Here is a 22,711-nt window from a genome sequence, read left to right on the forward strand (position 1 = left end):
GCTGGGCGCTCAGCCCGGCAGCAGCGCGACCACCGCCAGCGCGGCGATCAGCGCGCTGGAGACCAAGCCGGTCACCAGCCGCCCGCGCGGACTGCCCAACGCCCGACCGACCACGGTGCCACCGCCGGCGATGAGCAGTTGCCAACTCGCCGACGCCAGGAACACACCCGCCACGAAGAGCGCCGCCGCGCCCGCTCCCGCGCTGGCGGTGTCCCGCCGGCCGAGCACCAGCGCGGTGAAGTAGAGAACCGTCGCCGGGTTGAGCAGGGTCAGCCCGAGCAACGCCGCGTAGGCCCGCCCGGGAGTGCGCAGACCCCCACCGGCGGATGCCGTCGGCGTCTGCCGCGTCCGGTGCGCGGACCAGGTCCGCCACAGGCCGTGCGCGGCCAGACCCAGCAGGATGACGGCCGCGACCACCCGCAGCGGCCCGGCGACCGGCGTGACGAACCCGGCCAGGCCGGCGCCACCGAGCGCGGCGACCGCCGCGTAGAGCCCGTCGGCCGTCGCCACCGCGAGCGCCGCCGCGGCACCGACCCGGAACGAGGTACGGGCACTCAGGCCCAAGATCAGGATCGCTATCGCGCCGACCGGGATGGCGACGCCGTAGCCGGCCACCAGACCGGCGAGCAGCGCCTCGGTCACGGGAGTCGGTGGCGGGTCGAGGCTCGCCCCCGGAGCGGCCGCTGTCGACGCACGGCAGTCGCCGCGCGGACCGGGACCTGCATCGGGTACGCCTCAATCACGTCCGCATCCTGCACGCCGGCGCCCTGCCGTCGCCACCGCTTTTCCGCGCCCCGCGCCCCGCGCCCCGCGCCCCGCGCCCCGCGCCCCGCGATCGTCACAACATCAGGGATGTTGCTGCCTCCGACGCGCGAGAGACACCAACATCCCTGATGTTGCGCGGATCTTGACGACGAGCGCTTCGGGCGGGCGGGCCGCGCGGGCGCGGCACAGCGCGCACGGCGCAGCGCGGGCGTGGGCGCCTCCAAGATCGTGCCCGATCCTTGTTGTAGTGGCCTCAACTGCGCGCGGATGCCACTACACCCATGATCGAGCACGATCTTCGGCTTGAACGGGGCCGGCAGGCCGGTCAGGCCTTCCGAGCGGACCACTGGGGATCGCGGCCGAGGTAGGCGAGCAGGGCGCTGACGTCGTCGGTCTCCGGACCGGTGATCGCCGGGGCGTACGCGCCGTAGGCCCGCAGCGGCTCGACGATCTGCCGAGCGACCGCCAGTAGAGGCCGGGCCAGGTCGTCGCCGAGCGGGGACGGCTGGCCGGTGGCCGTCGCGATGTCCCAGGCGTGCACCGCCGCGTCGAGGGCGCAGGCGACGGCTCCGACGTGGGCGGGCAGCTTGCCCTGGGGCAGCGGCGTGGGCACCTGCGGGTCGTCGTCGGCGACACCGGCCCAGGCCTGGGCGGACGCGTCGAGGGCGGCGCGCAGGTCGACCAGCTTGTCGCCATCGATCTGCCCGGAGGGTGCGAACGGGTCCTCCGCCGGCCCGGGCCCGCCGCCGATCGCCGCGGCGAAGGCGAGCTGGTCGCCGGTCGCGTGCTGGAGCACCTGGGTCACCGTCCACCGCTCGCACGGGGTGGGCCGGTGCCAGGCGTCCGCCGGAACTGCCTCGACGGCCGTCCGGAGCGCGTTGTGCGCCTCGTCGAGCACGATCCGCCACTGTCCCGCTGCCATCTCGCTCATCGTCTCGACCCCTCCGCCGATCACGTCAGGCGAGCGACTCCACTCACCTGCGGAGCGGAATATTCCGCTCCGTTCCTGGGACCAGACTACCAGACCGGAATGATCCGTTCCACAGTTGTGGCGAGCTGATTCAGAAACGCGTCGAGCGCGGCACCCGGAACGGGTACCGCGCTCGACGACTGTCGAACCGAATCGGTCAGACGTTGAAACCGAGGGAACGGAGCTGGTCCCGACCCTCGTCGGTGATCTTGTCCGGGCCCCACGGCGGGAGCCACACCCAGTTGATCCGGATGTCGTTGACCAGACCGCCGCCGGGGCCGGTGGTCAGCGCCTGCCGGGCCTGGTCCTCGATCACGTCGGTCAACGGGCAGGCCGCCGAGGTGAGCGTCATGTCGAGGGTGGCGACGTTCTCGTCGTCGACGTGCACGCCGTACACCAGGCCGAGGTCGACGACGTTGATGCCCAGCTCCGGGTCGACGACGTCCTTCATCGCCTCCTCGATGTCGGCGATCATGGCCTTGCTGACGCCGCCCGCCGGTGCGTCGCCGACCTCCGGCGTCGCGGTGGCGTCGGTCGTCACGGAGTCGACCTGCGACGCCGCGACAGCGTCACCGGCCTCCGGCGTCGCTTCGGTTGCCGTGTTCTCGCTCATGCCGTCCCTCCGCTTCGCTCCGTGACGCCGAGAGGCACCACGGCGCTGCAACAATGATTGGCTCGCTGACGCTCGCTCATGCCGTCACCTCCGGGCTGACGCCCACACCGGCGCGCGCCGCGGCGTCCTTGAACGCCATCCAGGGCAGCAGCGCGCACTTGACCCGGGCGGGATAGCGGGCCACACCCGCGAAGGCAACCCCGTCACCGAGCACGTCCTCGTCCGGCGTCACCTGACCACGCCCGGACATCAACTCCACGAACGCCTCGTGCACCTCGAAAGCTTCCCCGGCGCCCCGACCGCGCAGCAACTCGTGCAACACGCTCGCCGACGCCTGGCTGATCGAACAGCCCATGCCGTCGTACGAGACGTCGTGCAGCACGTGGCCGTCGGTGGCCACCCGCACGGTGACCTCGTCGCCGCAGGTGGGGTTGACGTGGTGGGCTTCCGCGACCCGGTCAGTCGGGTCGTCGGCGTCCCGCAGGCCACGCCCGTGCGGGCGCTTGTAGTGGTCCAGGATGATCTCCTGGTAGAGCTGATCGAGCTGCACCATCAGTCGAACACCTTCCGCACCTGCTCCAGACCGGCCACCAGAGCGTCGATCTCCTCGGTGGTGGTGTAGAGGTAGAACGAGGCCCGGGTCATCGCCGGGACACCGAACCGGCTGCACACCGGCTTGGCACAGTGGTGGCCCACCCGCACCTGCACGCCGAGCGAGTCCAGCACCTGACCCACGTCGTGCGGGTGCACGTCACCCAGCGCGAACGAGATGGTGCCGCCCCGGCCGACCGGCACGGTCGGGCCGAAGATCCGCAGGTCGGGCACCGCGCCGAGGGCGTCCAGCGCGTACGCCGTCAGCTCCTTCTCGTGCCACTGGATGGCCGGCATGCCGATCCCGGTGAGGTAGTCCACCGCCGCGCCGAGCGCGACCGCCTCGGCGATCGGCGGCGTGCCCGCCTCGAACCGGGCCGGCGGCGCGGCGAACGTCGAGCGGGCCATGGTGACCGTCTCGATCATCGAACCGCCACCGAACACCGGCGGCATGGCCGCCAACAGCTCGGCCCGGCCCCAGAGCACCCCGATCCCGGTCGGGCCGAGCATCTTGTGGCCGGTGAAGACGATGTAGTCGGCGTCCAGGTCGACCACGTCGATCGGCAGGTGCGGCACCGACTGCGAGCAGTCCAGCAGCAGCAGCGCGCCCACCTCGCGGACCCGCGCGGTGATGCGGGACGTGGCGTTGACAGTGCCGAGGATGTTCGACATGTGCACCAACGAGACGATCTTCGTCCGTTCGGTGACCAGGTCGTCCAGGCCCGACTCGTCCAGTCGGCCCTGCTCGGTGACGGGGAACCAGCGCAGGGTCGCGCCGGTGCGTTCGCAGAGCAGCTGCCACGGGACGATGTTCGAGTGATGCTCCATCTCGGAGATCACCACCTCGTCGCCCGGCCCCAGCCGGAACCGGGGGTCGCCGTCCACGCGCAGCGAGGCGTTCGAGAAGGCGTACGCCACGATGTTGATCGCCTCGGTGGAGTTCTTCGTGAACACCACCTCGTCGACGCTCGGCGCGGAAATGAACGCGGCGATCTTGGCCCGCGCCCCCTCGTACGCCTCGGTGGCCTCGGTGCCCAGCGTGTGCACCGACCGCGACACGTTGGCGTTGTGCCGCGCGTAGTGCTCGTCGAGCACGTCGAGCACCTGGCGGGGCTTGTGCGAGGTGTTGGCGCTGTCGAGGTAGACCAGTGGGTGCCCGTTGATCTCCCGATCGAGGATCGGGAAGTCGGCGCGTACCCGGGCCACGTCGAAACGCGGCACGTCGTCGTACTGCGGCATCCCCGCGGGGATCGCGATGCTGGTCATCTCGGCAGCGCCTCTCCCACTCAGGCCTTGGCCGTGCCGGCCCCGGCGGCGTACCGCTCGTAGCCCTCGGCCTCAAGCTTGTCGGCCAGCTCCGGGCCGCCCTGCTCGACGATCCGGCCGGCCACGAAGACGTGTACGAAGTCCGGCTTGATGTAGCGCAGGATCCGCGTGTAGTGGGTGATCAGCAGCACGCCGGTGTCGCCGGTGTCGCGGACCCGGTTGACGCCCTCGCTGACCACGCGCAGCGCGTCCACGTCGAGGCCCGAGTCGGTCTCGTCGAGGATGGCGATCTTCGGCTTGAGCAGCTCCAGCTGGACGATCTCGTGCCGCTTCTTCTCACCGCCGGAGAAGCCCTCGTTGACGTTGCGCTGGGCAAACGCCGGGTCCATCTGCAGGCGCTCCATCGCGCCGCGCAGCTCGCCACCCCAGGTGCGCAGCTTCGGCGCCTCGCCGTCGATGGCGGTCTTCGCGGTCCGCAGGAAGTTCGCCACCGAGACGCCGGGCACCTCCACCGGGTACTGCATGGCCAGGAAGAGGCCGGCGCGGGCGCGCTCGTCGACCGTCATGGCCAACACGTCCTCGCCGTCGAGGGTCACCGTGCCGCCGGTGATCTCGTACTTGGGGTGACCGGCGATCGAGTACGCCAGGGTGGACTTGCCGGACCCGTTCGGGCCCATGATCGCGTGGGTCTCGCCCGACTTCACGGTCAGGTCGACGCCGGCCAGGATCGGCTTGAGCTCACCCTCGGGCAGCTTGACCGACACCTTCAGGTCGCGGATCTCCAGGGTGCTCATTATCGGGTCACTCCATTACTCGGCGTCAGGCTGAGGTAGATGTCGCCGTCGCGGACTTCGACGGGGTAGACGGGGACGGGTTCGGTGGCCGGCAGACCGGACGGCTGCCCGGTGCGCAGGTCGAAGCGCGAGCCGTGCAGCCAGCACTCCAACGTGCAGCCGTCGACCTCGCCCTCGGAGAGGGCCACCGAGGCGTGCGAGCACTCGTCGTAGGCGGCGTAGAACGCGCCGTCCTCGCCGTGCACCAGCGCGATCGGCGTGCCGTCGACGTCCGCGCTGATCGCGGTGCCCTTCGGCACGTCCTCGGTGGAGCAGATCCGGATCATCAGGCGCCCGCCTTGGCGAGCCGGGCCTCGATCGCGTCGCCGAGGCGCTCGCGCAGCGACTCCACCGGGATCTTGTTGATCAGCTCGGCGAAGAAGCCGCGGACCACCAGACGGCGGGCCTCGCTCTCCGGGATGCCCCGGGCCATCAGGTAGAAGAGCTGCTCGTCGTCGAAGCGGCCGGTCGCGCTGGCGTGGCCGGCACCGGCGATCTCGCCGGTCTCGATCTCCAGATTGGGTACGGAGTCCGCCCGCGCGCCGTCGGTGAGCAGCAGGTTCCGGTTGATCTCGTACGTGTCGGTGCCGGTCGCCTCGGCCCGGATCAGCACGTCGCCGACCCAGACGGTGTGCGCGTCGTCACCCTGCAGAGCGCCCCGGTAGCCGACGTAGCTGCGGCAGTCCGACACGCTGTGGTCGACCAGCTGCCGGTGCTCCAGGTGCTGGCCGGAGTCGGCGAAGTAGACGCCGTACAGCTCGGCCTCGCCACCCCGGCCGGTGTATTCGACGCTGGTGAACTGCCGGACCAGGTCGCCGCCGAGGGTGACCTGGACGTGCACCACCCGGGCGTCCCGACCCAGTTTGATGGTGACGTGCTGCGCCTGGACCGCGTCCTCGGCCCAGTCGGCGACAGTGACCAGGGTCAGCTTCGCGCCGTCGGCGACGAACACCTCGACGTTGTCGGCCAGTGTGGCCGAACCCTCCTGGGAGAACACGACAGTGGCCTCCGCGAACCGACCCACCTGGACCTGGGTCCGGGCGAAGGCCAACTCCTCGGGGTACGCGCCCAGCAGGCGGACGGCCACCGGCTCGGACACGACGGCCTCGGCCGCCACCTCGACAAGCGCGACGCGCGCCGCCCCGCCGTGGGCCAGCGCGCTGATCCGGTCGGTCGGCACCGACGCGGCCGCGACGCTGGCGTCGGTCGGCTCGACGAGCCGCACCGACACCCCGGCCGGCAGGTCCGGGTGCTCGACGGTGACGCCCCGGCCGGTGGCGGCCGAGGTGTCCGCCGTGGCCAGACCGCGCAGGCGCTTGAGCGGGGTGAAACGCCACTCCTCCTCCAGGCCGGTGAGGGCCGGGAAGTCGGCGACGTCGTACGAGCGCAGCGCCTGCGACTTGGTGCTGGGCGGCGCGGAAGCCTGGGTAGTCATGTCTTCCTTGGTCTGTCATGAATCGGAGGGTCGAAGCGGGCTGGACCGGACCCGGCGTACCGGGTCCGGACCCGTCCGCGGCCGGGCGGAGGCGGCGTCAGCCGACTGCGCCCTCCATCTGCAGCTCGATCAGGCGGTTGAGCTCCAGGGCGTACTCCATCGGGAGTTCCTTGGCGATCGGCTCGATGAAGCCGCGCACGATCATGGCCATCGCCTCGTCCTCGCTCAGGCCCCGGCTCATCAGGTAGAAGAGCTGGTCGTCGCTGATCTTGGAGACGGTCGCCTCGTGTCCCATCGACACGTCGTCCTCGCGGATGTCGACGTACGGGTAGGTGTCCGAGCGGGAGATGGTGTCGACAAGCAGGGCGTCGCACTTGACAGTGCTCCGGCTGTGGTGCGAACCCTCCAGCACCTGCACCAGACCGCGGTACGAGGTGCGGCCGCCGCCCCGGGCGATCGACTTGGAGATGATCGACGAGGAGGTGTGCGGCGCGGCGTGCACCATCTTGGCGCCGGCGTCCTGGTGCTGCCCCTCGCCGGCCATCGCCACCGAGAGCACCTCGCCCTTGGCGTGCTCGCCGGTCATGTAGACCGCCGGGTACTTCATCGTCACCTTGGAGCCGATGTTGCCGTCGACCCACTCCATGGTCGCGCCCTCGTGGCAGACGGCGCGCTTGGTGACCAGGTTGTAGACGTTGTTCGACCAGTTCTGGATGGTCGTGTAACGGCAGCGCGCGTTCTTCTTCACGATGATCTCCACGACCGCGCTGTGCAGCGAGTCGGAGGAGTAGAGCGGCGCGGTGCAGCCCTCGACGTAGTGCACGTACGCACCCTCGTCGACGATGATCAGCGTGCGCTCGAACTGGCCCATGTTCTCCGTGTTGATCCGGAAGTAGGCCTGCAACGGGATCTCCACGTGCACACCCTTCGGCACGTAGATGAACGAGCCACCGGACCACACGGAGGTGTTCAGCGCGGCGAACTTGTTGTCGCCGACCGGGATCACCGTGCCGAAGTACTCCTTGAAGACGTCCTCGTGCTCGCGCAGCGCGGTGTCGGTGTCCAGGAAGAGGACGCCCTGCTCCTCAAGGTCCTCACGGATCTTGTGGTAGACGACCTCGGACTCGTACTGCGCCGCGACACCGGCGACCAGCCGCTGCTTCTCCGCCTCCGGGATGCCCAGCCGGTCGTAGGTGTTCTTGATGTCCTCGGGCAGGTCCTCCCAGCTGGTGGCCTGCTTCTCGGTGGACCGCACGAAGTACTTGATGTTGTCGAAGTCGATGCCGGTGAGGTCCGCGCCCCAGGCCGGCATCGGCTTGCGGCCGAACAGCCGCAGACCCTTCAGCCGCAGGTCGAGCATCCACGCCGGCTCGTTCTTCTTGGCCGAGATGTCCCGCACCACCGCCTCGTTGATGCCGCGCTGGGCGACCGCCCCGGCGGCGTCCGGGTCGGACCAGCCGTACTCGTACCGACCCAGGGCGGCGAGCTGCTCTTCCTGGGTCAGGGGCTGGACAATCTGCTCGGTCATCTATCTGTCCTCACAGTGGTGACGGGATTACCTGATTGAGCGCGCCCCGACTGGGTCGGGATGTGCGTGGTGCACACCCCGTCGCCGTGCGCGATGGTGGCAAGGCGCTGCACGTGGGTGCCGACCAGACGGGAGATCACCGCGGTCTCGGCCTCGCACAGCTGAGGGAACTCGGCGGCCACGTGCGCCACCGGGCAATGGTGCTGGCAGAGCTGACCGCCGGAGGCGATCGTGGTCGCGTTGGCAGCGTAACCCTCCGCGGTGAGCGCCGCGGCGAGTGCCTCGGCCCGCGCGAGAGGGTCGTCGCCAGCGTCCTCCATGGCCGTCCGACAGCGCGACTCCAGGGCGGACACCTGCTCGGTGGCGAACGCCTCGACCGCGTCCGACCCGCCGCTGCGGGCGATCCACCGCAGCGCGGCGGTGGCCATGTTGTCGTAGTGATGGGTGCCACAGCGGACCCGACCCGCCTCGGTCAGCATGAACACCTTGGCCGGACGCCCCCGACCGCGGCTGCCCTGCACAACCTGCTCGCGGGCGTACACATCACCGTCGGCGAGCATCGCGTCGAGGTGCCGGCGGATCGCCGCCGGGCTGAGCCCGAGGGCCACGCCGAGCTGCGCGGCGGTGGTGGCCCCCCGCTCCAGCAGCAGTTGGGTGACCCGGTCGCGGGTGGAGATCTCCGCCGCCGTGGCCGCACCGGGCGCCGGCGACGTCGTCCCGACCGGGGCGGACGCGGACGCGCCGACGGCCGGGACAGCCATCGGCTGGTGCCCGGGGAGCGCCGCCGCGTTTTTCACAACGCCAACGTTACGTAATTACCCGGAGGGTCGCAAACCCGGGCCCCGGTGATCCGAACCACCGAGCCGCCGGAGTCGGACGAACCTCGATCACTACGGTGCGTAGGATTTGCGCCGTGAACCGAATCGTCCGTCCGGTCCCCGGCATCCTGCTGCGCCGCCTCGCGCTCACCTCGATCATCGCGAACGTGGCGATCGTCGTCACCGGCGGGGCCGTCCGGTTGACCGCCTCGGGCCTCGGCTGCCCCACCTGGCCCCGGTGCACCGACGATTCGTACGTCACCACCCCGGAGATGGGTGTCTACGGGGTGATCGAGTTCAGCAACCGGATGCTGGCCTTCGCGGTGGGCCTGATCGCGCTGGCCACCCTGCTGGCCGTACTGACACTCCGGCCGCGCCGACCCGGGCTGCTGGCCCTCGCGGTAGCCGTGTGTCTCGGCATCCCCGCCCAGGCGGTGGTCGGTGGCATCACCGTGCTCACCAACCTCAACCCGTGGGTGGTCGGCCTGCACTTCCTCGCCTCGATGGCGGTGATCGCCGCCGCGTACGCCCTCTGGCGGCGCATCGGCGACCCGGACGGCCCGACCGTGGCCGTGGTGCCCCCGCCGCTGCGCGCGCTGGCCCGGATCACCACCGGCGTAGCGGTCACGGTGCTGGTCATCGGCACCTGGGTCACCGGCAGCGGCCCGCACGCCGGCGACCACGGCGCCGCCCGCAACGGGCTCGACCCGGAGTCGATCTCGCAGGTACACGCGGACGCGGTCTTCCTGCTGATCGGCTTCTCGGTGGCGCTGATCTTCGCGTTCCGCGCCGTCGGTGCGCGGCGGGCCACCCGTGCGGCGATCGTCCTGGTCGCCGTGGAGCTGGGTCAGGGCGTGATCGGCTTCGTGCAGTACTTCACCCACGTGCCGGCGCTGCTGGTCGGCGCGCACATGCTCGGCTCCTGCCTGGTGCTGCTGGCCACCCTGTCGGTGCAGTGGTCGACCCGCGAGCGCCTCCCGGTCACCCCGGCAGCCGACACCACCCCGGCCGACACCGCAACCGCCGTCCCGGTCACCGCCTGACGCCCCCGCGCCCCGCGCCCCGCGCCCCGCGCCCCGCGCCCCGCGCCCCGCGCCCCGCGCCCCGCGCCCCGCGCCCCGCGCCCCGCGCCCCGCGCCCAAGATCATCACAACATCAGGGATGTTGCTGCCTCCGACGCGCCCGAGGCAGCAACTTCAGGGAAGTTGCCTGGATCTTGGCGGCTTTGCTGGAACGCGCTCCGTGACGGCTGGCTTCGCACGTCGTCGCCGGGGCATGATCGTGCTCGATCCAGGTTTTAGTGGTGTCTAGACGTACCGACACCACTCGATCATTGATCTAGCACGATCTTGGCGGCGGAACCCTCGCCTGCGCGCCCTCCCGGTCGCGGGGCGGCGAAACCAACCCGCCCACTGACGCCCGGACGGCCGGAACGCGGTCCCCACGATCTGGCAGCGCCCGGGATGACGCCCTGAGGCAACACCCCCGCCTGGCCAGCGCCGCCCGGGGCCGATCAGCAGCCGGACCGGCCGCACGAAGCAGCGCAGAGCCGCCGGCCGCAGCGCGCAACCGCACGAAGCACCCCGAAAGCACCCGCGCAGCGCGCAACCCCACGAAACAGCCCGGCGCAGCGGGCAGCCGCACGGGCGTGGCCATCGCCTCCGTGTTGCGCGGATCCCGGCGGTGGCACCTGCCCGCTCGCAGGGACCGCCAAGCGCCCGCACAGCGCCGAGCGGGACCGTCAGGCGCGCAGGGCCAGGTGGGTGGCGATCGCGGTGGCGAGGCGGTCGGGAGCCCTGTCGGCGTACCCGATGAAGAGCGACGGCTCGGTCAGCTCCAGCTCGACCAGGACCGGCTCACCGTCCGGGCCGGGGATCAGGTCGACCCGGGCGTAGAGCAGCTGCCGCGTGCCGCCGGGCACCGTGGCGAGGGTCTTCTCGGCCACCGCCAGCTGGGCGGGTCGGGCGGTACGGGCGGTGATCTCCTCGGCCTTGTAGAGCCCGTCCGGGCCGAGGTCCGGTCCGGTCAGCATCGGGCCCTTGCGGATCGCGTGGCTGAAGGTGAGGCCGTCCGGGCCGGCCAGGAAGAGCAGCGCTGTCTCACCCTCGGTGTCGACGGCACGCAGGTACGGCTGGACCATTGTCACCCGGCCGGCGTCGGAGAGCCGGCGGACGTGTGCGACGGCCAGGTGCCGGTGGTCCGGGTCGGCCAGGTCGTACCGGCCGGTGTCCTGACTGCCGGCGCTGACGGCGGGCTTGAGGACGTACTCGCCGGTCTCGGCGGGTGGCTGCCAGCGCTCCCCCGGCTCGACCCACGACGTCGGCACGGTCGGCACCCCGGCGGCGCTCAGCTCGGCGAGGTAGCGCTTGTCGGTGTTCCAGCGGACCACGTCGGCCGGGTTGACCAGCGCCGGGACGGTTGCCGCCCAGGCGACGAACTCGTCGCGGCGCAGCGCGTAGTCCCAGGGAGAGCGGAGCACGACCAGGTCGAAGGACGACCAGTCGACGTCGGGGTCGTCCCACACCACCGTCGCGACGGCGATGCCACGGGCCTGGAGCGGAGCGAGGACCAGCCGGTCGTCCGGGTCGAGATCGACGAGGTCGGCACAGGTGACGAGAGCGACCCGGGGTTTCCCCCGGGTCGACTGGTGGTGGGTGGTCAATTGAGCTGGCTGTTCAGCGGGCCATGGTGCGGCGGGCCATGGACCGCCAGAGGTCGTTGCTCGGGCGCATCTGGTCCATCAGTTCGCGCTCCCAGGCGTTCTCAACTGTGACTCCCGCCTTGGCGCACGCCTCCCGCGCGGTGACGGTGTCCTCGGCGAACTGGTCGCCCCACTCGCCGTCGGAACCCACCAGGACGATTCGCGCGCCACGCTTGCCGACGTACTCGATGACCGCCTTCGCGCCGCCGTGGCCGGCGGCGAACGCCTGAAGGCCCGCGACCAGGCCCTGGGGGGCCTGCTCGTCGGCGGTCTGCTCAGCCGTCAGCGTCGTATCGGAACCATCTGCCATGACGCGAAGCCTAAGCAGACTCGCACCCTCCCGGGCGAGAACCATGAACCTTTTGTGATGCCAATTACCTACAGGTTTAAGGAAGACCTGGGACTGCCTGCCCGGTTATATCCCGACTTTTGCCCACAAAGAGAGGGGGCAAATTGGCTCTCAGTCCGCGCAGTTGAGTCGATCCGGCTCATGCCGATAGTTACTCTGATGTGACGTTAAACCCGGACAACTCATCCATGTCCATGATTAGTCAGGAGCTTGCCGACCGGTGTGGCCGCCGCCGGGCGGGGACGGGTCAGATCAGCGCGTCGAGCGCGACGGCGGCGAACACGATCGTCAGGTACGTCGTGGACCAGTGGAACAGTCGCATCGGCTTGACCGCCTCGCCACGCGTCGCGCGCCGGCAGAGTCGGTGCGCCTCGACCACGAAGATGGCACCCACCACCAGGGTCGGCACTCCGTAGATCGCGCTGAGCCCCAGCGGCCAGACGGCCAGGGAGGTGAGCAGGGTCAGCCACGCGAAGATCAGGATCTCGGCGTTCACCCGGCGGACCGAGGCCACCACCGGCAGCATCGGGATGCCGGCGCGGGCGTAGTCGTCCTTGTACTTCATGGCGAGCGGGTAGAAGTGCGGCATCTGCCAGAAGAAGACCACCGCGAAGAGCCCCCAGGCGGCCGGCGCCAGCGAGCCGGTCACCGCCGCCCACCCGATCAGCACCGGAGCCGCCCCGCAGGCGCCACCCCAGAAGGTGTTTGTCGGCGTGGATCGCTTGAGCCACAGCGTGTAGATGACGTCGTAGTAGACGATCGCGGCAAGCGTCAGCCCGGCGGCGAGCAGGTTGGTGAACGCCGCCATCAGGGCGATCGACACCGCCGCCAGCACGAGACCGAAGACCAGCGCGTTACGGGGTGACACGGTGTGCGCCGGCAGCGGCCGACGCTTGGTGCGCCGCATCAACTGGTCGATGTCCCGGTCGATGTAGCAGTTGAGCACGCTGGCCGCGCCCGCGGCGAGGGAGCCACCGATCAGCACGACGGCCATCAGCCACAGCGACGGGAGCCCGCCGTCGGCGAGCATCATCGCCGGGATGGTGGTGACCAGCAGGAGTTCGACGATCCGCGGCTTGGTGAGCGCCACGTACGCCGAGAGGACAGCGCGTACGTCCCGCCGGGCCACCGGACCCTCGGCCGCCCGTGCCGGCTGCTGCCCGGCCGGGTTGCTCGCGGGGCGCTCGGTGATCATGCTCACGGATTGCCACCTTCCGGCATCGGGCACGGGGAGAGTCGGATCGGTCGGGACCACTCGGGCCCGCACACCGACCCACACACTACGCGTTGTCGTTTTGGCTGCCCGGCCGACCCGACAACGGTGCGGGCCGTCACACCACCGGGTTGAACCAAGCTTCCGGAACGTCACGTCGCGCACACCATGCGGAGATCCCCGGGCGCGCGTTTAGGGACGCTCGATAAGGTCATCGGTGAGGGTTCCGCCCATCTGCCGAGGAGCACAACCATCGTGGCTGCCAAACGACCCGAGCACTCCGCACTGAACTGGTCCGACCTCGATCGCCGGGCCGTCGATACCGTCCGCGTGCTGGCCATGGACGCCGTAGAGAAATCCGGCAACGGCCACCCGGGCACCGCGATGAGCCTCGCGCCCGCGGCGTACCTCCTCTTCAACCGCGTCATGCGGCACAACCCGGCCGACCCGAACTGGCCCGGCCGCGACCGGTTCGTCCTCTCCGCCGGGCACTCCAGCCTGACGCTCTACATCCAGCTCTTCCTGTCCGGTTACCCGCTGAGCCTGGACGACCTCAAGTCGCTGCGGCAGTGGGGCTCGCAGACGCCGGGTCACCCCGAGCACGGGCACACCCCGGGCGTGGAGACCACCACCGGCCCGCTCGGGCAGGGCCTGGGCAACGCGGTAGGCATGGCCATGGCGGCCCGCCGCGAGCGCGGCCTGTTCGACCCCGAGGCCGAGCCGGGCGCGTCGGTCTTCGACCACGACATTTGGTGCATCGTCTCCGACGGCGACATCGAGGAGGGCATCAGCCACGAGGCCAGCGCCCTCGCCGGGCACCAGCAGCTGGGCAACCTCACGGTGATCTACGACGACAACGAGATCTCCATCGAGGACGACACCCGGATCGCCAAGAGCGAGGACGTGGCCGCCCGCTACGAGGCGTACGGCTGGCACGTGCAGACCGTCGACTGGCGCAGCGGCGACGCCGACCAGGGCGACTACCACGAGGACGCCGAGGCCCTGCACGGGGCGCTGCTGGCCGCCAAGGCGGAGACCGGCCGTCCCTCCTTCATCGCGCTGCGCACCATCATCGGCTGGCCCGCCCCCAACAAGCAGAACACCGGCAAGATCCACGGCTCGGCGCTCGGCGCCGACGAGGTGAAGGCCACCAAGCGGATCCTCGGCTTCGACCCGGAGCAGACCTTCCAGGTCGACGAGGAGGTGCTCAGCCACGCCCGCACGGTGATGGGCCGCGGCTCCGACGCCCAGCAGGAGTGGACCACCTCCTTCGACGCCTGGAAGAAGGCCAACCCGGAGCGCACCGCGCTCTACGAGCGGTTGGCCGGCCGGGTGCTGCCGGACGGCTGGACCGACGCGCTGCCGGTCTTCCCCGCCGACGCCAAGGGCGTGGCCACCCGGGCCGCGTCCGGCAAGGTGCTGGAGGCGCTCGCGCCGGTGCTGCCGGAGCTGTGGGGTGGTTCGGCCGACCTGGCCGAGAGCAACAACACCACGATGAAGGGCGAGCCGTCGTTCATCCCGGCCACGCACGCCACCAAGGACTTCCCCGGTCACGAGTACGGCCGCACGCTGCACTTCGGCATCCGTGAGCACGCCATGGGCGCGATCCTCAACGGCATCGCCCTGCACGGCGGCACCCGCCCGTACGGCGGCACGTTCCTGGTGTTCAGCGACTACATGCGTCCGTCGGTGCGGCTGGCCGCGTTGATGCAGCTGCCGGTCACCTACGTGTGGACGCACGACTCGATCGGCCTCGGCGAGGACGGCCCGACCCACCAGCCGGTGGAGCACCTGACCGCGCTGCGCGCCATCCCGGGCCTGGACGTAGTCCGCCCGGCGGACGCCAACGAGACGGCCTGGGCCTGGCGGCAGGCGCTGGAGCACACCGACCGGCCCACCGCGCTGGCGCTGAGCCGGCAACCGCTGCCGACCATGGACCGCGACGTCCTGGGCAGCGCGGACGGGGTGGCCAAGGGCGGTTACGTCCTGGCCGAGGCGTCCAACGGCAAGCCGCAGGTGATCATCGTCGGCACCGGCTCCGAGGTGCAGCTCTGCCTGACCGCCCGGGAGCGGCTGGAGGCCGACGGCACCCCGACCCGGGTCGTCTCGATGCCCTGCCAGGAGTGGTTCTACGAGCAGGACGAGGCGTACCGGGAGTCGGTGCTCCCACGCGGGGTAAAGGCACGGGTGAGCGTGGAGGCGGGCATCGCGATGTCCTGGCGCGGAGTCGTCGGTGACCTGGGCGAGAGCGTCAGCCTGGAGCACTACGGAGCGAGCGCCCCGCACACCGTGCTCTTCGAGCAGTTCGGGTTCACCCCCGACCGGATCGTCGCGGCGGCACACGCCTCGCTGGCCCGGGTGGGCGACATCACCGGTTTCACGACCGGAAACTGAGGGAGCGTGGACAACATGGCCGACAAGCTGAATGAGCTCACCGCCGCGGGTGTGGCGGTCTGGCTCGACGATCTTTCCCGGGTACGACTGAGCTCCGGCGGGCTGGACCAGCTCCGCCGCGAGAAGCACGTGGCCGGTGTCACCACCAACCCGACGATCTTCGCGAAGGCGTTGAGCGACGCCGACGAGTACAACTGGCAGTTGCGCGACCTGGCCACCCGTGGGGTGGAGGTCGAGGAGTCGGTGCGCATGCTCACCACGTACGACGTACGGTGGGCCTGCGACGTGATGCGCCCGTCGTACGACGCGAGCGCGGGTGTCGACGGTCGGGTCTCCATCGAGGTGGACCCCCGGCTGGCGCACGAGAGCGACCGGACGGTGGCCGAGGCCAAGGCGCTGTGGTGGCTTGTCGACCGGCCCAACCTCTTCATCAAGATCCCGGCCACCGAGGCCGGCCTGCCGGCGATCACCGCGACGCTGGCCGAGGGGATCAGCGTCAACGTGACGCTGATCTTCGGCCTGGACCGCTACTCGGCGGTGATGGAGGCCTTCCTCGCCGGCCTGGAGCAGGCCAAGGCCAACGGCCACGACCTGTCGAAGATCGGCTCGGTCGCGTCGTTCTTCGTCTCCCGGGTCGACTCCGAGGTCGACAAGAGGCTGGAGAAGGTCGGCTCCGAGCAGGCCAAGGCGCTGAAGGGCAAGGCTGCCGTCGCCAACGCCCAGTTGGCGTACGAGCGCTACACCGAGGTCTTCTCCTCCGACCGGTGGAAGGCGCTCGCCGACGCGGGCGCGCACCCGCAGCGGCCGCTGTGGGCGTCCACCTCGACGAAGAACCCGGACTACCGCGACGTCATCTACGTCGAGGAGCTGATCGCCCCCGGTACGGTCAACACCATGCCGGAATCGGTCATCCACGCGTACGCCGACCATGGCGAGACCCGCGGCGACACCATCACCGGCGCGTACGACGCGGCCCGGAAGGTCTTCGCGGACCTGGAGTCGGTCGGGGTGGACATGGACGACGTGATCGCCACCCTGGAGCGCGAGGGCGTGGAGAAGTTCGAGGCCAGCTGGCAGGAGCTGCTCGACGGCGTCCGTAAGTCGCTGGAGGCGGCGGCCAAGGGCACCGGCGCGCCGAACAAGGCCGCCAAGGGCAACGCCAAGGCCGCCGAGAAGGCCGGTGGGAACGCATGAGCGACCTACTCGCCGGACCGGTGGAGGCAGCCGCCGGGCTCGCCGTGTACGGCGCGGACGCCGTCGACAAGTCCGCACCGGCCTCGACCCGGGACGCGCTGGTCAAGGCCGGCGTCCCGGGCAGGCTGGCGGGCAAGGACGCGAGCCTGTGGGGTCCGGACGCCGAGGCCGAGGCGAAGATCCGGCTCGGCTGGGTCGACACCCACCAGCGCAGCCGGGAGTTGCTGGTGCAGCTCGCCGAGCTGACCGCGGAGCTGGCCGACCTGGACCACGTGGTGCTCGCCGGCATGGGCGGTTCGTCGCTGGCCCCCGAGGTGATCACCCGGACCCTGGGTCGCCCGCTGACCGTGCTGGACACCACCGACCCGGGCCAGGTCCGGGCGGCGCTCGGTGACCGGCTGGAACGCACCGTGGTGGTGGTGTCCAGCAAGTCCGGGTCGACGGTGGAGACCGACAGTCACCGACGCGTCTACTGGCAGGCGTTCCTGGACGCCGGGATGACCGAGGCGGAGGCCGGCCGGCACTTCGTCATCGTCACCGACCCGGGTTCGCCGTTGGAGACCACAGCGACCGAGATGGGCGCGTTCACTGTGCTCGCCGACCCGAACGTCGGCGGCCGGTACTCGGCGCTCACCGCGTTCGGCCTGGTGCCCTCGGCGCTGGCCGGGGTCGAGGTCGCCGAACTGCTCGACCAGGCCGACGCGCTGGCCGCGTCGTTCGGCGCGGACCGGGACAACCCGGCGCTGGCGCTGGGCGCCGCCCTGGGCGCCGCGGCCACGCTGGCCCGGGACAAGGTCGCCCTGGTCTCCGACGGCACCGGCATCGACGGTCTCGGCGACTGGGCCGAGCAGTTGATCGCCGAGTCGACCGGGAAGGCCGGGGTGGGCATCCTCCCGGTGGTCGTGGAGTCCCCGCAGAGCGCCGGCGCGACCGGCGCGGACGTGCTGACGGTCAGCTACGGCGGCTCGCTCGCCCCCGGTGACGTGCCGGGTGGCGGCGCCACCCCGGACGTGGCCGTCAACGGTCCGCTGGGCGCGCAGTTCCTGGCCTGGGAGTACGCGACAGCGGTGGCCGGCGTGGTGCTCGGCATCGACCCGTTCAACCAGCCGAACGTCACCGAGTCCAAGGAGAACACCAACAAGATCCTGGCCTCGGGCCTGCCGACGGAGTCGCCGTCGTTCACCGAGGGCGCGATCGAGGTGTACGCCCCGCAGGGCGCTCCCGGGGACCTGGCCGGGGTGTTGCGCTGGCTGCTCGACGGGCTGGGCGACGACGGCTACCTCGCGGTGATGGCGTACCTCGACCGGTTCGCCGACGCCGACGCGGCCCGGCTGCGGCCGCTGCTGGCGCAGGCGGGCGGGCGTCCGGTCACCTTCGGCTGGGGGCCGCGGTTCCTGCACTCCACCGGCCAGTACCACAAGGGCGGTCCCCAGGTGGGCAGCTACCTCCAGGTGACCGGCGCGGTCGCCGAGGACCTCGCGGTGCCGGGCAAGCCGTACACCTTCGGTGAGTTGCAGGCGGCGCAGGCCGCCGGGGACCGGCAGGCGCTCGCCGGCCGGGAGCGTCCGGTGCTGCGGTTGCATCTGACCGACCGTGCTGCCGGTGTCGCCCAACTGCTCGACGCCGCCGGTGACCTGCCGGCGTGAGGATGGACGACGTGACTGAAGCGGAAGCGAGGGGGCACCGTGAGCGCGAGCAGTGAGCCGGGGTCGCAAGCCCCGCAGTCGCGAACCGAAGGTGACTCCGTGAACCCGCTACGCGACCCGCAGGACCGCCGGTTGCCCCGGATCCCGGAGCCGTGCGCTCTGGTGATCTTCGGGGTGACCGGCGACCTGGCCCGCAAGAAGCTGCTCCCCGCGGTCTACGACCTGGCCAACAGGGGGCTGCTGCCGCCCGGTTTCGTGGTGCTCGGCTTCGCGCGCCGCGACTGGGGTGACGGCGACTTCGAGACCCTCGCGTGCGAGGCCGCCCGCAAGCACGCTCGTACCCCCTGGCGGGACGAGGTGTGGGCCCGGCTGGCCGGCAACATCAAGTTCGTCGGTGGGTCGTTCGACGACGACGCCGCCTTCGACCAGCTGGCCTCGACGCTGGACGACCTGCGCCAGACCCACGGCATCACCGGCAACGCGGCGTTCTACTTCTCCATCCCGCCGGCCGCCTTCCCCGTCGTGCTCAAGCAACTGGCCCGCACCGGGATGGCCGACAACGAGAAGTCCGGCGGTTGGCGTCGGGTCGTGGTGGAGAAGCCGTTCGGCAACGACCTGCCCTCGGCGAAGGCGCTCAACGACCTCGTCGACGACGTGTTCACCCGGGAGGACGTCTTCCGGATCGACCACTACCTGGGCAAGGAAACCGTTCAGAACATCCTCGCCCTGCGGTTCGCCAACAACCTGTTCGAACCGCTGTGGAACTCCAAGTACGTCGACTCGGTGCAGATCACCATGGCCGAGGATGTCGGCATCGGCACCCGCGCCGGTTTCTACGACACCGTCGGCACCGCCCGCGACGTGCTCCAGAACCACCTCCTGCAACTCCTCGCCCTGGTGGCGATGGAGGAGCCGACCAGCTTCGACGCCGACGAGATCCGGGCCGAGAAGCTGAAGGTGCTCAAGGCCATCACCCTGCCCAAGGACGTGGCCCGGGACACCGTGCGCGGCCAGTACCTGCCCGGCTGGGTGGGCGGCGAGCGCGCGGTCGGCTACCTGGAGGAGCGCGACGTCCCCACCGACTCCACGACGGAGACGTACGTGGCGGTGCGGCTGGGAATCCAGAACCGCCGGTGGGCGGAGGTGCCGTTCTACATCCGGGCCGGCAAGCGGCTGCCCCGGCGGGTCACCGAGGTCGCCATCATGTTCAAGAAGGCGCCGCACCTGCCGTTCAACGACGCCGACATGGAGTCGCTGGGCAACAACCAGCTGGTCATCCGGGTGCAGCCGGACGAGGGCGTGGTGCTCAAGTTCGGCTCGAAGGTGCCGGGCACCACGATGGAGGTCCGCGACATCGCGATGGACTTCCAGTACGGCGAGGCGTTCACCGAGTCCAGCCCCGAGGCGTACGAGCGGCTGGTGCTGGACGTGCTGATCGGCGACCGGACGCTGTTCCCGGACGCGGCCGAGGTCGAGCAGAGCTGGCAGGTGATCGACCCACTGGAGCACGCCTGGGCGGGCACCAAGCCGGAGCCCTACCGGGCCGGCGAATGGGGGCCGCGCGCCTCCGACGAGATGCTCGCCCGCGAGGGCCGCGCATGGCGACGAGCGTGAACGAGCGCAGCAGGACGCAGAGCAGGAGGCTCCAGTGATCGGGCTGTGGGACACCACCGGCAACGAGGTGGTCAAGGCGCTCGCCGCCGAGCGGCGCAGCGCCGGGGGCGTGGCCAGTGGCATGGCGCTCACTCTCATCGTGGTGGTGGACGAGAAGCGGGTCCGCGAGGCGGAGGCGGCGGCGACGATCGCCGCCGCCGCCCACCCGTGCCGGCTGGTGGTGGTGGTGCGCTCCGAGATCGAGCGGGACCGCAACCGGCTGGACGCGGAGATCGTCGTCGGCGGCCGGCTCGGCCCGTGCGAAGCGGTGGTCACCCGGATGTACGGCCGGCTGGCCCTGCACGCCGAGTCGGTGGTGATGCCGCTGCTGGTTCCGGACGTGCCGGTCGTCACCTGGTGGCACGGCGAGCCGCCGGCGGAGATCGCCACCGACTTCCTCGGGGTGGTCGCCGACCGCAGGATCACCGACTCGGCGCAGGCCGCCGACCCGGTGGAGGCGCTGCGGCAGCGTGCCCGGGACTACGCCCCGGGTGACACGGACCTGGCGTGGACCCGGATCACCCCGTGGCGGACCCTTGTCGCCGGGGCGTTCGACACCGCCAGCGAGCGGGTTGTCGAGGCGACGGTGGTCGCGCCGCCCAGCGACCCGACGGCGGCGCTGATGGTCGGTTGGCTGTCCAGCCGGCTCGGCATCACCCCGCACCGGGTGGACACCGACGAGTTCCCCCGGATGCGGGAGGTGCGGTTGAGCTGCGCCAACGGCGACCAGCTCACGCTGACCCGCGAGGACAGCATGGCGGTGTTCCGGCGTAGCGGCCAGGACGACCGGGCCCTGCCGCTGGTCCGCCGCCCGCTCGGTGACGAGTTGGCCGAGGAGCTGCGGCGTCTGGACGCCGACCAGGTGTACGCGGAGGCGCTGGGCGCGACGGTCGGGCTGCGGGGGCTGGAGCAGCGTCCCCCGCAGCGGGTGCACGTGTGGAAGGATCCGGCCACCGCGCGGCGCGCCGAGGCCGGGGTCACCGCGCACGCCGGCACCAGCGGCGAGAGCTGACCTCAGCTCAGCCGACAGACGATGTGGGGCAGGGCCGGGTCGACTCCGGGCCTGTCCCATGAACCTCCGGGGCGTTCGCCCCGCCACCTCGGGCGTACCGCCCCGGGCCCGACGCGACAGCGACCGCCCCGCGGTCCGGAAACGAAGGCGCAACCCATGACTGAGGCGAGTGTCGCCGTCCACGCCGACGCCGACCTGCTGGCGCAGGCCGTGGCGGCCCGGTTGCTGGTGAAGCTGCTCGACGCCCAGGCCGACCGGGGTGAGGCCTCGGTGGTGCTCACCGGTGGCCGGATCGCCGCGGCCGTGTACCGGGCGGTGGCGACGCTGCCCGCCCGCGACGCCGTGGACTGGTCCCGGGTCGACGTGTGGTGGGGCGACGAACGGTTCCTGCCCTCCGGTGATCCGGACCGCAACGAGACCCAGGCCCGGGCCGCCCTGCTGGACGTGGTGCCACTGGATCCGGCCCGGGTACACCCGATGCCGGCCTCGGACGGCCCGGCCGGCAACGACCCCGAGGCGGCCGCCGCCGCGTACGCGGAGGAGTTGGCGCGGGCCGCCCGGCCCGGCCACGCCACGCTGCCGCACTTCGACGTGCTGATGCTGGGCGTCGGCGAGGACGGGCACGTGGCCTCGGTCTTCCCGGAGCACCCGGTGCACTACGACACCCGGCCGTGCAGCGCGGTGCGGGGCAGCCCCAAGCCGCCGTCGGTGCGGACCACCCTCACCCTGCCGACGATCAACACCGCCGACGAGGTCTGGCTGGTCGCCGGCGGCGCCGACAAGGCCCGCGCGGTGGGCATGGCGTTGGCCGGCGCCGGGCCGGTGCAGTTGCCGGCCGCCGGGGTGCACGGGGTCAGCCGCACCCGCTGGCTGCTGGACCGGGCGGCCGCAGCGGACGTACCGGCACGACTGCGCAGCCTGCGCTAGTCGGGGCCGGTCCCCCGCTACTACTCGCCCCGGCGGCGGCGCAGGGCCGCCAGTGCCTCGTTCAGCAGGGCCTCGCCCTCCTCGGCGGTGCGCCGCTCCTTCACGTACGCCAGATGGCTCTTGTACGGTTCGGCGCGGGTCCGGCCGGGCGGGTTCTGGGCGTCCCGGCCGGCGGGTAGACCGCACCGGGGGCAGTCCCACCGGGCCGGCGCCTCGGCGTCCGCGGCGATCCGGATGTCGATCCGGTGGTCGTTGCGGCACCAGTAGGTGACGTCCTGTCGGGGGGCGGGTTGGTGTCGCTCGTCGGGGCGCATGGGTGCGGAACCGACTCGGGCGCCGCGGATGACGTTGCCACTGGGCACGGCTGCTCGCTCCTGTCGTCGGAGGGGACCCGCCGTCATTCAGGGGTGGACGGCGGGCGACGCGGTGCAGCGGAGAAAAGCCTGCGCGCGGCCCGTCGGGTGACGGACCGCGCGCAGATTGTACGACTTGAGGAGCGTGCTCAGGTGCCGCTGTTCATCTGGAGACGCAGCCAGAGCCCGAGCCCGACGATGGCGGCGAACCAGACGACGCTCACCAGAACGGTGTAACGGTCCAGGTTTTTCTCTGCCACGGAGGAGCCGGCGAGGCTAGAGCTGACGCCACCGCCGAACATGCTCGACAGACCGCCGCCCTTGCCGCGGTGCAGCAGGATAAGCATGGTGAGCAGAATGCTCGTGATGATCAGCAACACGATCAACGTGTATGCGAACCAGATCGGCATGGCTGGGGTCAGTCCTCTCGTAGCGATCCTCGCCCGGTCT

At 71.2% G+C, this 22,711-nt stretch carries 22 protein-coding genes; 7 read left to right on the forward strand and 15 right to left on the reverse strand.

The window, feature by feature from the left end:
- Window positions 1–9: 9 nt before the first annotated feature.
- The 10 genes from ACQPWW_RS24315 to ACQPWW_RS24360 form a co-directional block, all read right to left on the reverse strand.
- On the reverse strand, window positions 10–642 hold the full coding sequence (locus ACQPWW_RS24315; RefSeq protein WP_433125775.1) for a LysE family transporter: 633 nt from the start codon (window positions 640–642) through the stop codon (window positions 10–12).
- A 448-nt stretch (window positions 643–1,090) separates the two neighbouring features.
- Entirely contained in the window at window positions 1,091–1,696 is a 606-nt protein-coding gene (locus ACQPWW_RS24320) for a TIGR03086 family metal-binding protein (RefSeq protein WP_433125776.1), read from the reverse strand.
- Window positions 1,697–1,892: 196 nt separating this feature from the next.
- Complete coding sequence (locus ACQPWW_RS24325; protein WP_433125777.1) at window positions 1,893–2,348, reverse strand: metal-sulfur cluster assembly factor; 456 nt, start codon at window positions 2,346–2,348, stop codon at window positions 1,893–1,895.
- A 76-nt stretch (window positions 2,349–2,424) separates the two neighbouring features.
- Window positions 2,425–2,898 carry a Fe-S cluster assembly sulfur transfer protein SufU gene (sufU, locus tag ACQPWW_RS24330; protein ID WP_433134536.1) on the reverse strand — a complete coding sequence of 158 codons (474 nt, stop codon included), beginning with the start codon at window positions 2,896–2,898 and terminating at the stop codon, window positions 2,425–2,427.
- 2 nt (window positions 2,899–2,900) lie between these two features.
- Window positions 2,901–4,205 (reverse strand): cysteine desulfurase, encoded by a 1,305-nt coding sequence (locus ACQPWW_RS24335; protein ID WP_433125779.1) that lies wholly within the window; start codon window positions 4,203–4,205, stop codon window positions 2,901–2,903.
- 20 nt (window positions 4,206–4,225) lie between these two features.
- Window positions 4,226–4,999 (reverse strand): Fe-S cluster assembly ATPase SufC, encoded by a 774-nt coding sequence (gene sufC / locus ACQPWW_RS24340; protein WP_007462702.1) that lies wholly within the window; start codon window positions 4,997–4,999, stop codon window positions 4,226–4,228.
- Entirely contained in the window at window positions 4,999–5,325 is a 327-nt protein-coding gene (locus ACQPWW_RS24345) for a non-heme iron oxygenase ferredoxin subunit (protein ID WP_433125780.1), read from the reverse strand. The genes sufC and ACQPWW_RS24345 overlap by 1 nt, the downstream gene beginning before the upstream one ends.
- Window positions 5,325–6,473 carry a Fe-S cluster assembly protein SufD gene (gene sufD / locus ACQPWW_RS24350; RefSeq protein ID WP_433125782.1) on the reverse strand — a complete coding sequence of 383 codons (1,149 nt, stop codon included), beginning with the start codon at window positions 6,471–6,473 and terminating at the stop codon, window positions 5,325–5,327. The genes ACQPWW_RS24345 and sufD overlap by 1 nt, the downstream gene beginning before the upstream one ends.
- Before the next feature lie 97 nt (window positions 6,474–6,570).
- On the reverse strand, window positions 6,571–8,001 hold the full coding sequence (sufB, locus tag ACQPWW_RS24355; protein WP_234588434.1) for a Fe-S cluster assembly protein SufB: 1,431 nt from the start codon (window positions 7,999–8,001) through the stop codon (window positions 6,571–6,573).
- A complete protein-coding gene (locus ACQPWW_RS24360) occupies window positions 7,998–8,798 on the reverse strand; it encodes a helix-turn-helix transcriptional regulator (RefSeq protein ID WP_433125783.1) in 801 nt (266 codons plus the stop codon). The genes sufB and ACQPWW_RS24360 overlap by 4 nt, the downstream gene beginning before the upstream one ends.
- A 98-nt stretch (window positions 8,799–8,896) precedes the next feature.
- On the opposite strand from ACQPWW_RS24360, the gene ACQPWW_RS24365 reads away from it, so the two are divergent.
- Window positions 8,897–9,862, forward strand: coding sequence for a COX15/CtaA family protein (locus ACQPWW_RS24365; protein ID WP_433125786.1), 966 nt, complete (start codon window positions 8,897–8,899; stop codon window positions 9,860–9,862).
- Between the two features lie 698 nt (window positions 9,863–10,560).
- Here the strand turns inward: ACQPWW_RS24365 and ACQPWW_RS24370 are convergent.
- The 3 genes from ACQPWW_RS24370 to ACQPWW_RS24380 all read right to left on the reverse strand — a co-directional run bounded on the left by ACQPWW_RS24370 (window position 10,561) and on the right by ACQPWW_RS24380 (window position 13,070).
- Window positions 10,561–11,481, reverse strand: a complete 921-nt coding sequence (locus ACQPWW_RS24370) for an ATP-grasp domain-containing protein (protein WP_433125788.1) — start codon at window positions 11,479–11,481, stop codon at window positions 10,561–10,563.
- Window positions 11,482–11,494: 13 nt separating this feature from the next.
- Complete coding sequence (locus ACQPWW_RS24375) at window positions 11,495–11,830, reverse strand: hypothetical protein (RefSeq protein ID WP_433125789.1); 336 nt, start codon at window positions 11,828–11,830, stop codon at window positions 11,495–11,497.
- A 286-nt stretch (window positions 11,831–12,116) separates the two neighbouring features.
- Entirely contained in the window at window positions 12,117–13,070 is a 954-nt protein-coding gene (locus tag ACQPWW_RS24380; RefSeq protein WP_433125791.1) for a heme o synthase, read from the reverse strand.
- A gap of 267 nt (window positions 13,071–13,337) precedes the next feature.
- Between ACQPWW_RS24380 and tkt the strand changes: the two genes are divergently transcribed.
- From tkt to pgl, 6 genes are all read left to right on the forward strand, one after another.
- Window positions 13,338–15,476 carry a transketolase gene (gene tkt / locus ACQPWW_RS24385; protein ID WP_433125793.1) on the forward strand — a complete coding sequence of 713 codons (2,139 nt, stop codon included), beginning with the start codon at window positions 13,338–13,340 and terminating at the stop codon, window positions 15,474–15,476.
- Between the two features lie 15 nt (window positions 15,477–15,491).
- Window positions 15,492–16,670, forward strand: coding sequence for a transaldolase (gene tal / locus ACQPWW_RS24390; RefSeq protein WP_433125795.1), 1,179 nt, complete (start codon window positions 15,492–15,494; stop codon window positions 16,668–16,670).
- Window positions 16,667–18,316 (forward strand): glucose-6-phosphate isomerase, encoded by a 1,650-nt coding sequence (locus ACQPWW_RS24395; RefSeq protein WP_433125797.1) that lies wholly within the window; start codon window positions 16,667–16,669, stop codon window positions 18,314–18,316. Before tal ends, ACQPWW_RS24395 begins: the two co-directional genes overlap by 4 nt.
- Window positions 18,317–18,415: 99 nt before the next feature.
- Window positions 18,416–19,930, forward strand: a complete 1,515-nt coding sequence (gene zwf, locus ACQPWW_RS24400) for a glucose-6-phosphate dehydrogenase (protein WP_184176857.1) — start codon at window positions 18,416–18,418, stop codon at window positions 19,928–19,930.
- Window positions 19,931–19,964: 34 nt separating this feature from the next.
- Window positions 19,965–20,981 carry a glucose-6-phosphate dehydrogenase assembly protein OpcA gene (locus ACQPWW_RS24405; protein ID WP_433125798.1) on the forward strand — a complete coding sequence of 339 codons (1,017 nt, stop codon included), beginning with the start codon at window positions 19,965–19,967 and terminating at the stop codon, window positions 20,979–20,981.
- Between the two features lie 156 nt (window positions 20,982–21,137).
- Window positions 21,138–21,908 (forward strand): 6-phosphogluconolactonase, encoded by a 771-nt coding sequence (gene pgl / locus ACQPWW_RS24410; RefSeq protein WP_433125799.1) that lies wholly within the window; start codon window positions 21,138–21,140, stop codon window positions 21,906–21,908.
- A 20-nt stretch (window positions 21,909–21,928) separates the two neighbouring features.
- Here the strand turns inward: pgl and ACQPWW_RS24415 are convergent, their stop codons facing one another.
- Window positions 21,929–22,270: an RNA polymerase-binding protein RbpA gene (locus ACQPWW_RS24415; RefSeq protein WP_355033236.1), complete on the reverse strand. Its 342-nt coding sequence runs from the start codon at window positions 22,268–22,270 to the stop codon at window positions 21,929–21,931.
- Window positions 22,271–22,410: 140 nt separating this feature from the next.
- On the reverse strand, window positions 22,411–22,671 hold the full coding sequence (gene secG / locus ACQPWW_RS24420) for a preprotein translocase subunit SecG (RefSeq protein ID WP_355033235.1): 261 nt from the start codon (window positions 22,669–22,671) through the stop codon (window positions 22,411–22,413).
- Window positions 22,672–22,711: the final 40 nt, after the last annotated feature.

The sequence above is a fragment of the Micromonospora sp. CA-240977 genome, from assembly GCF_050942285.1.
Lineage (GTDB): Bacteria > Actinomycetota > Actinomycetes > Mycobacteriales > Micromonosporaceae > Micromonospora.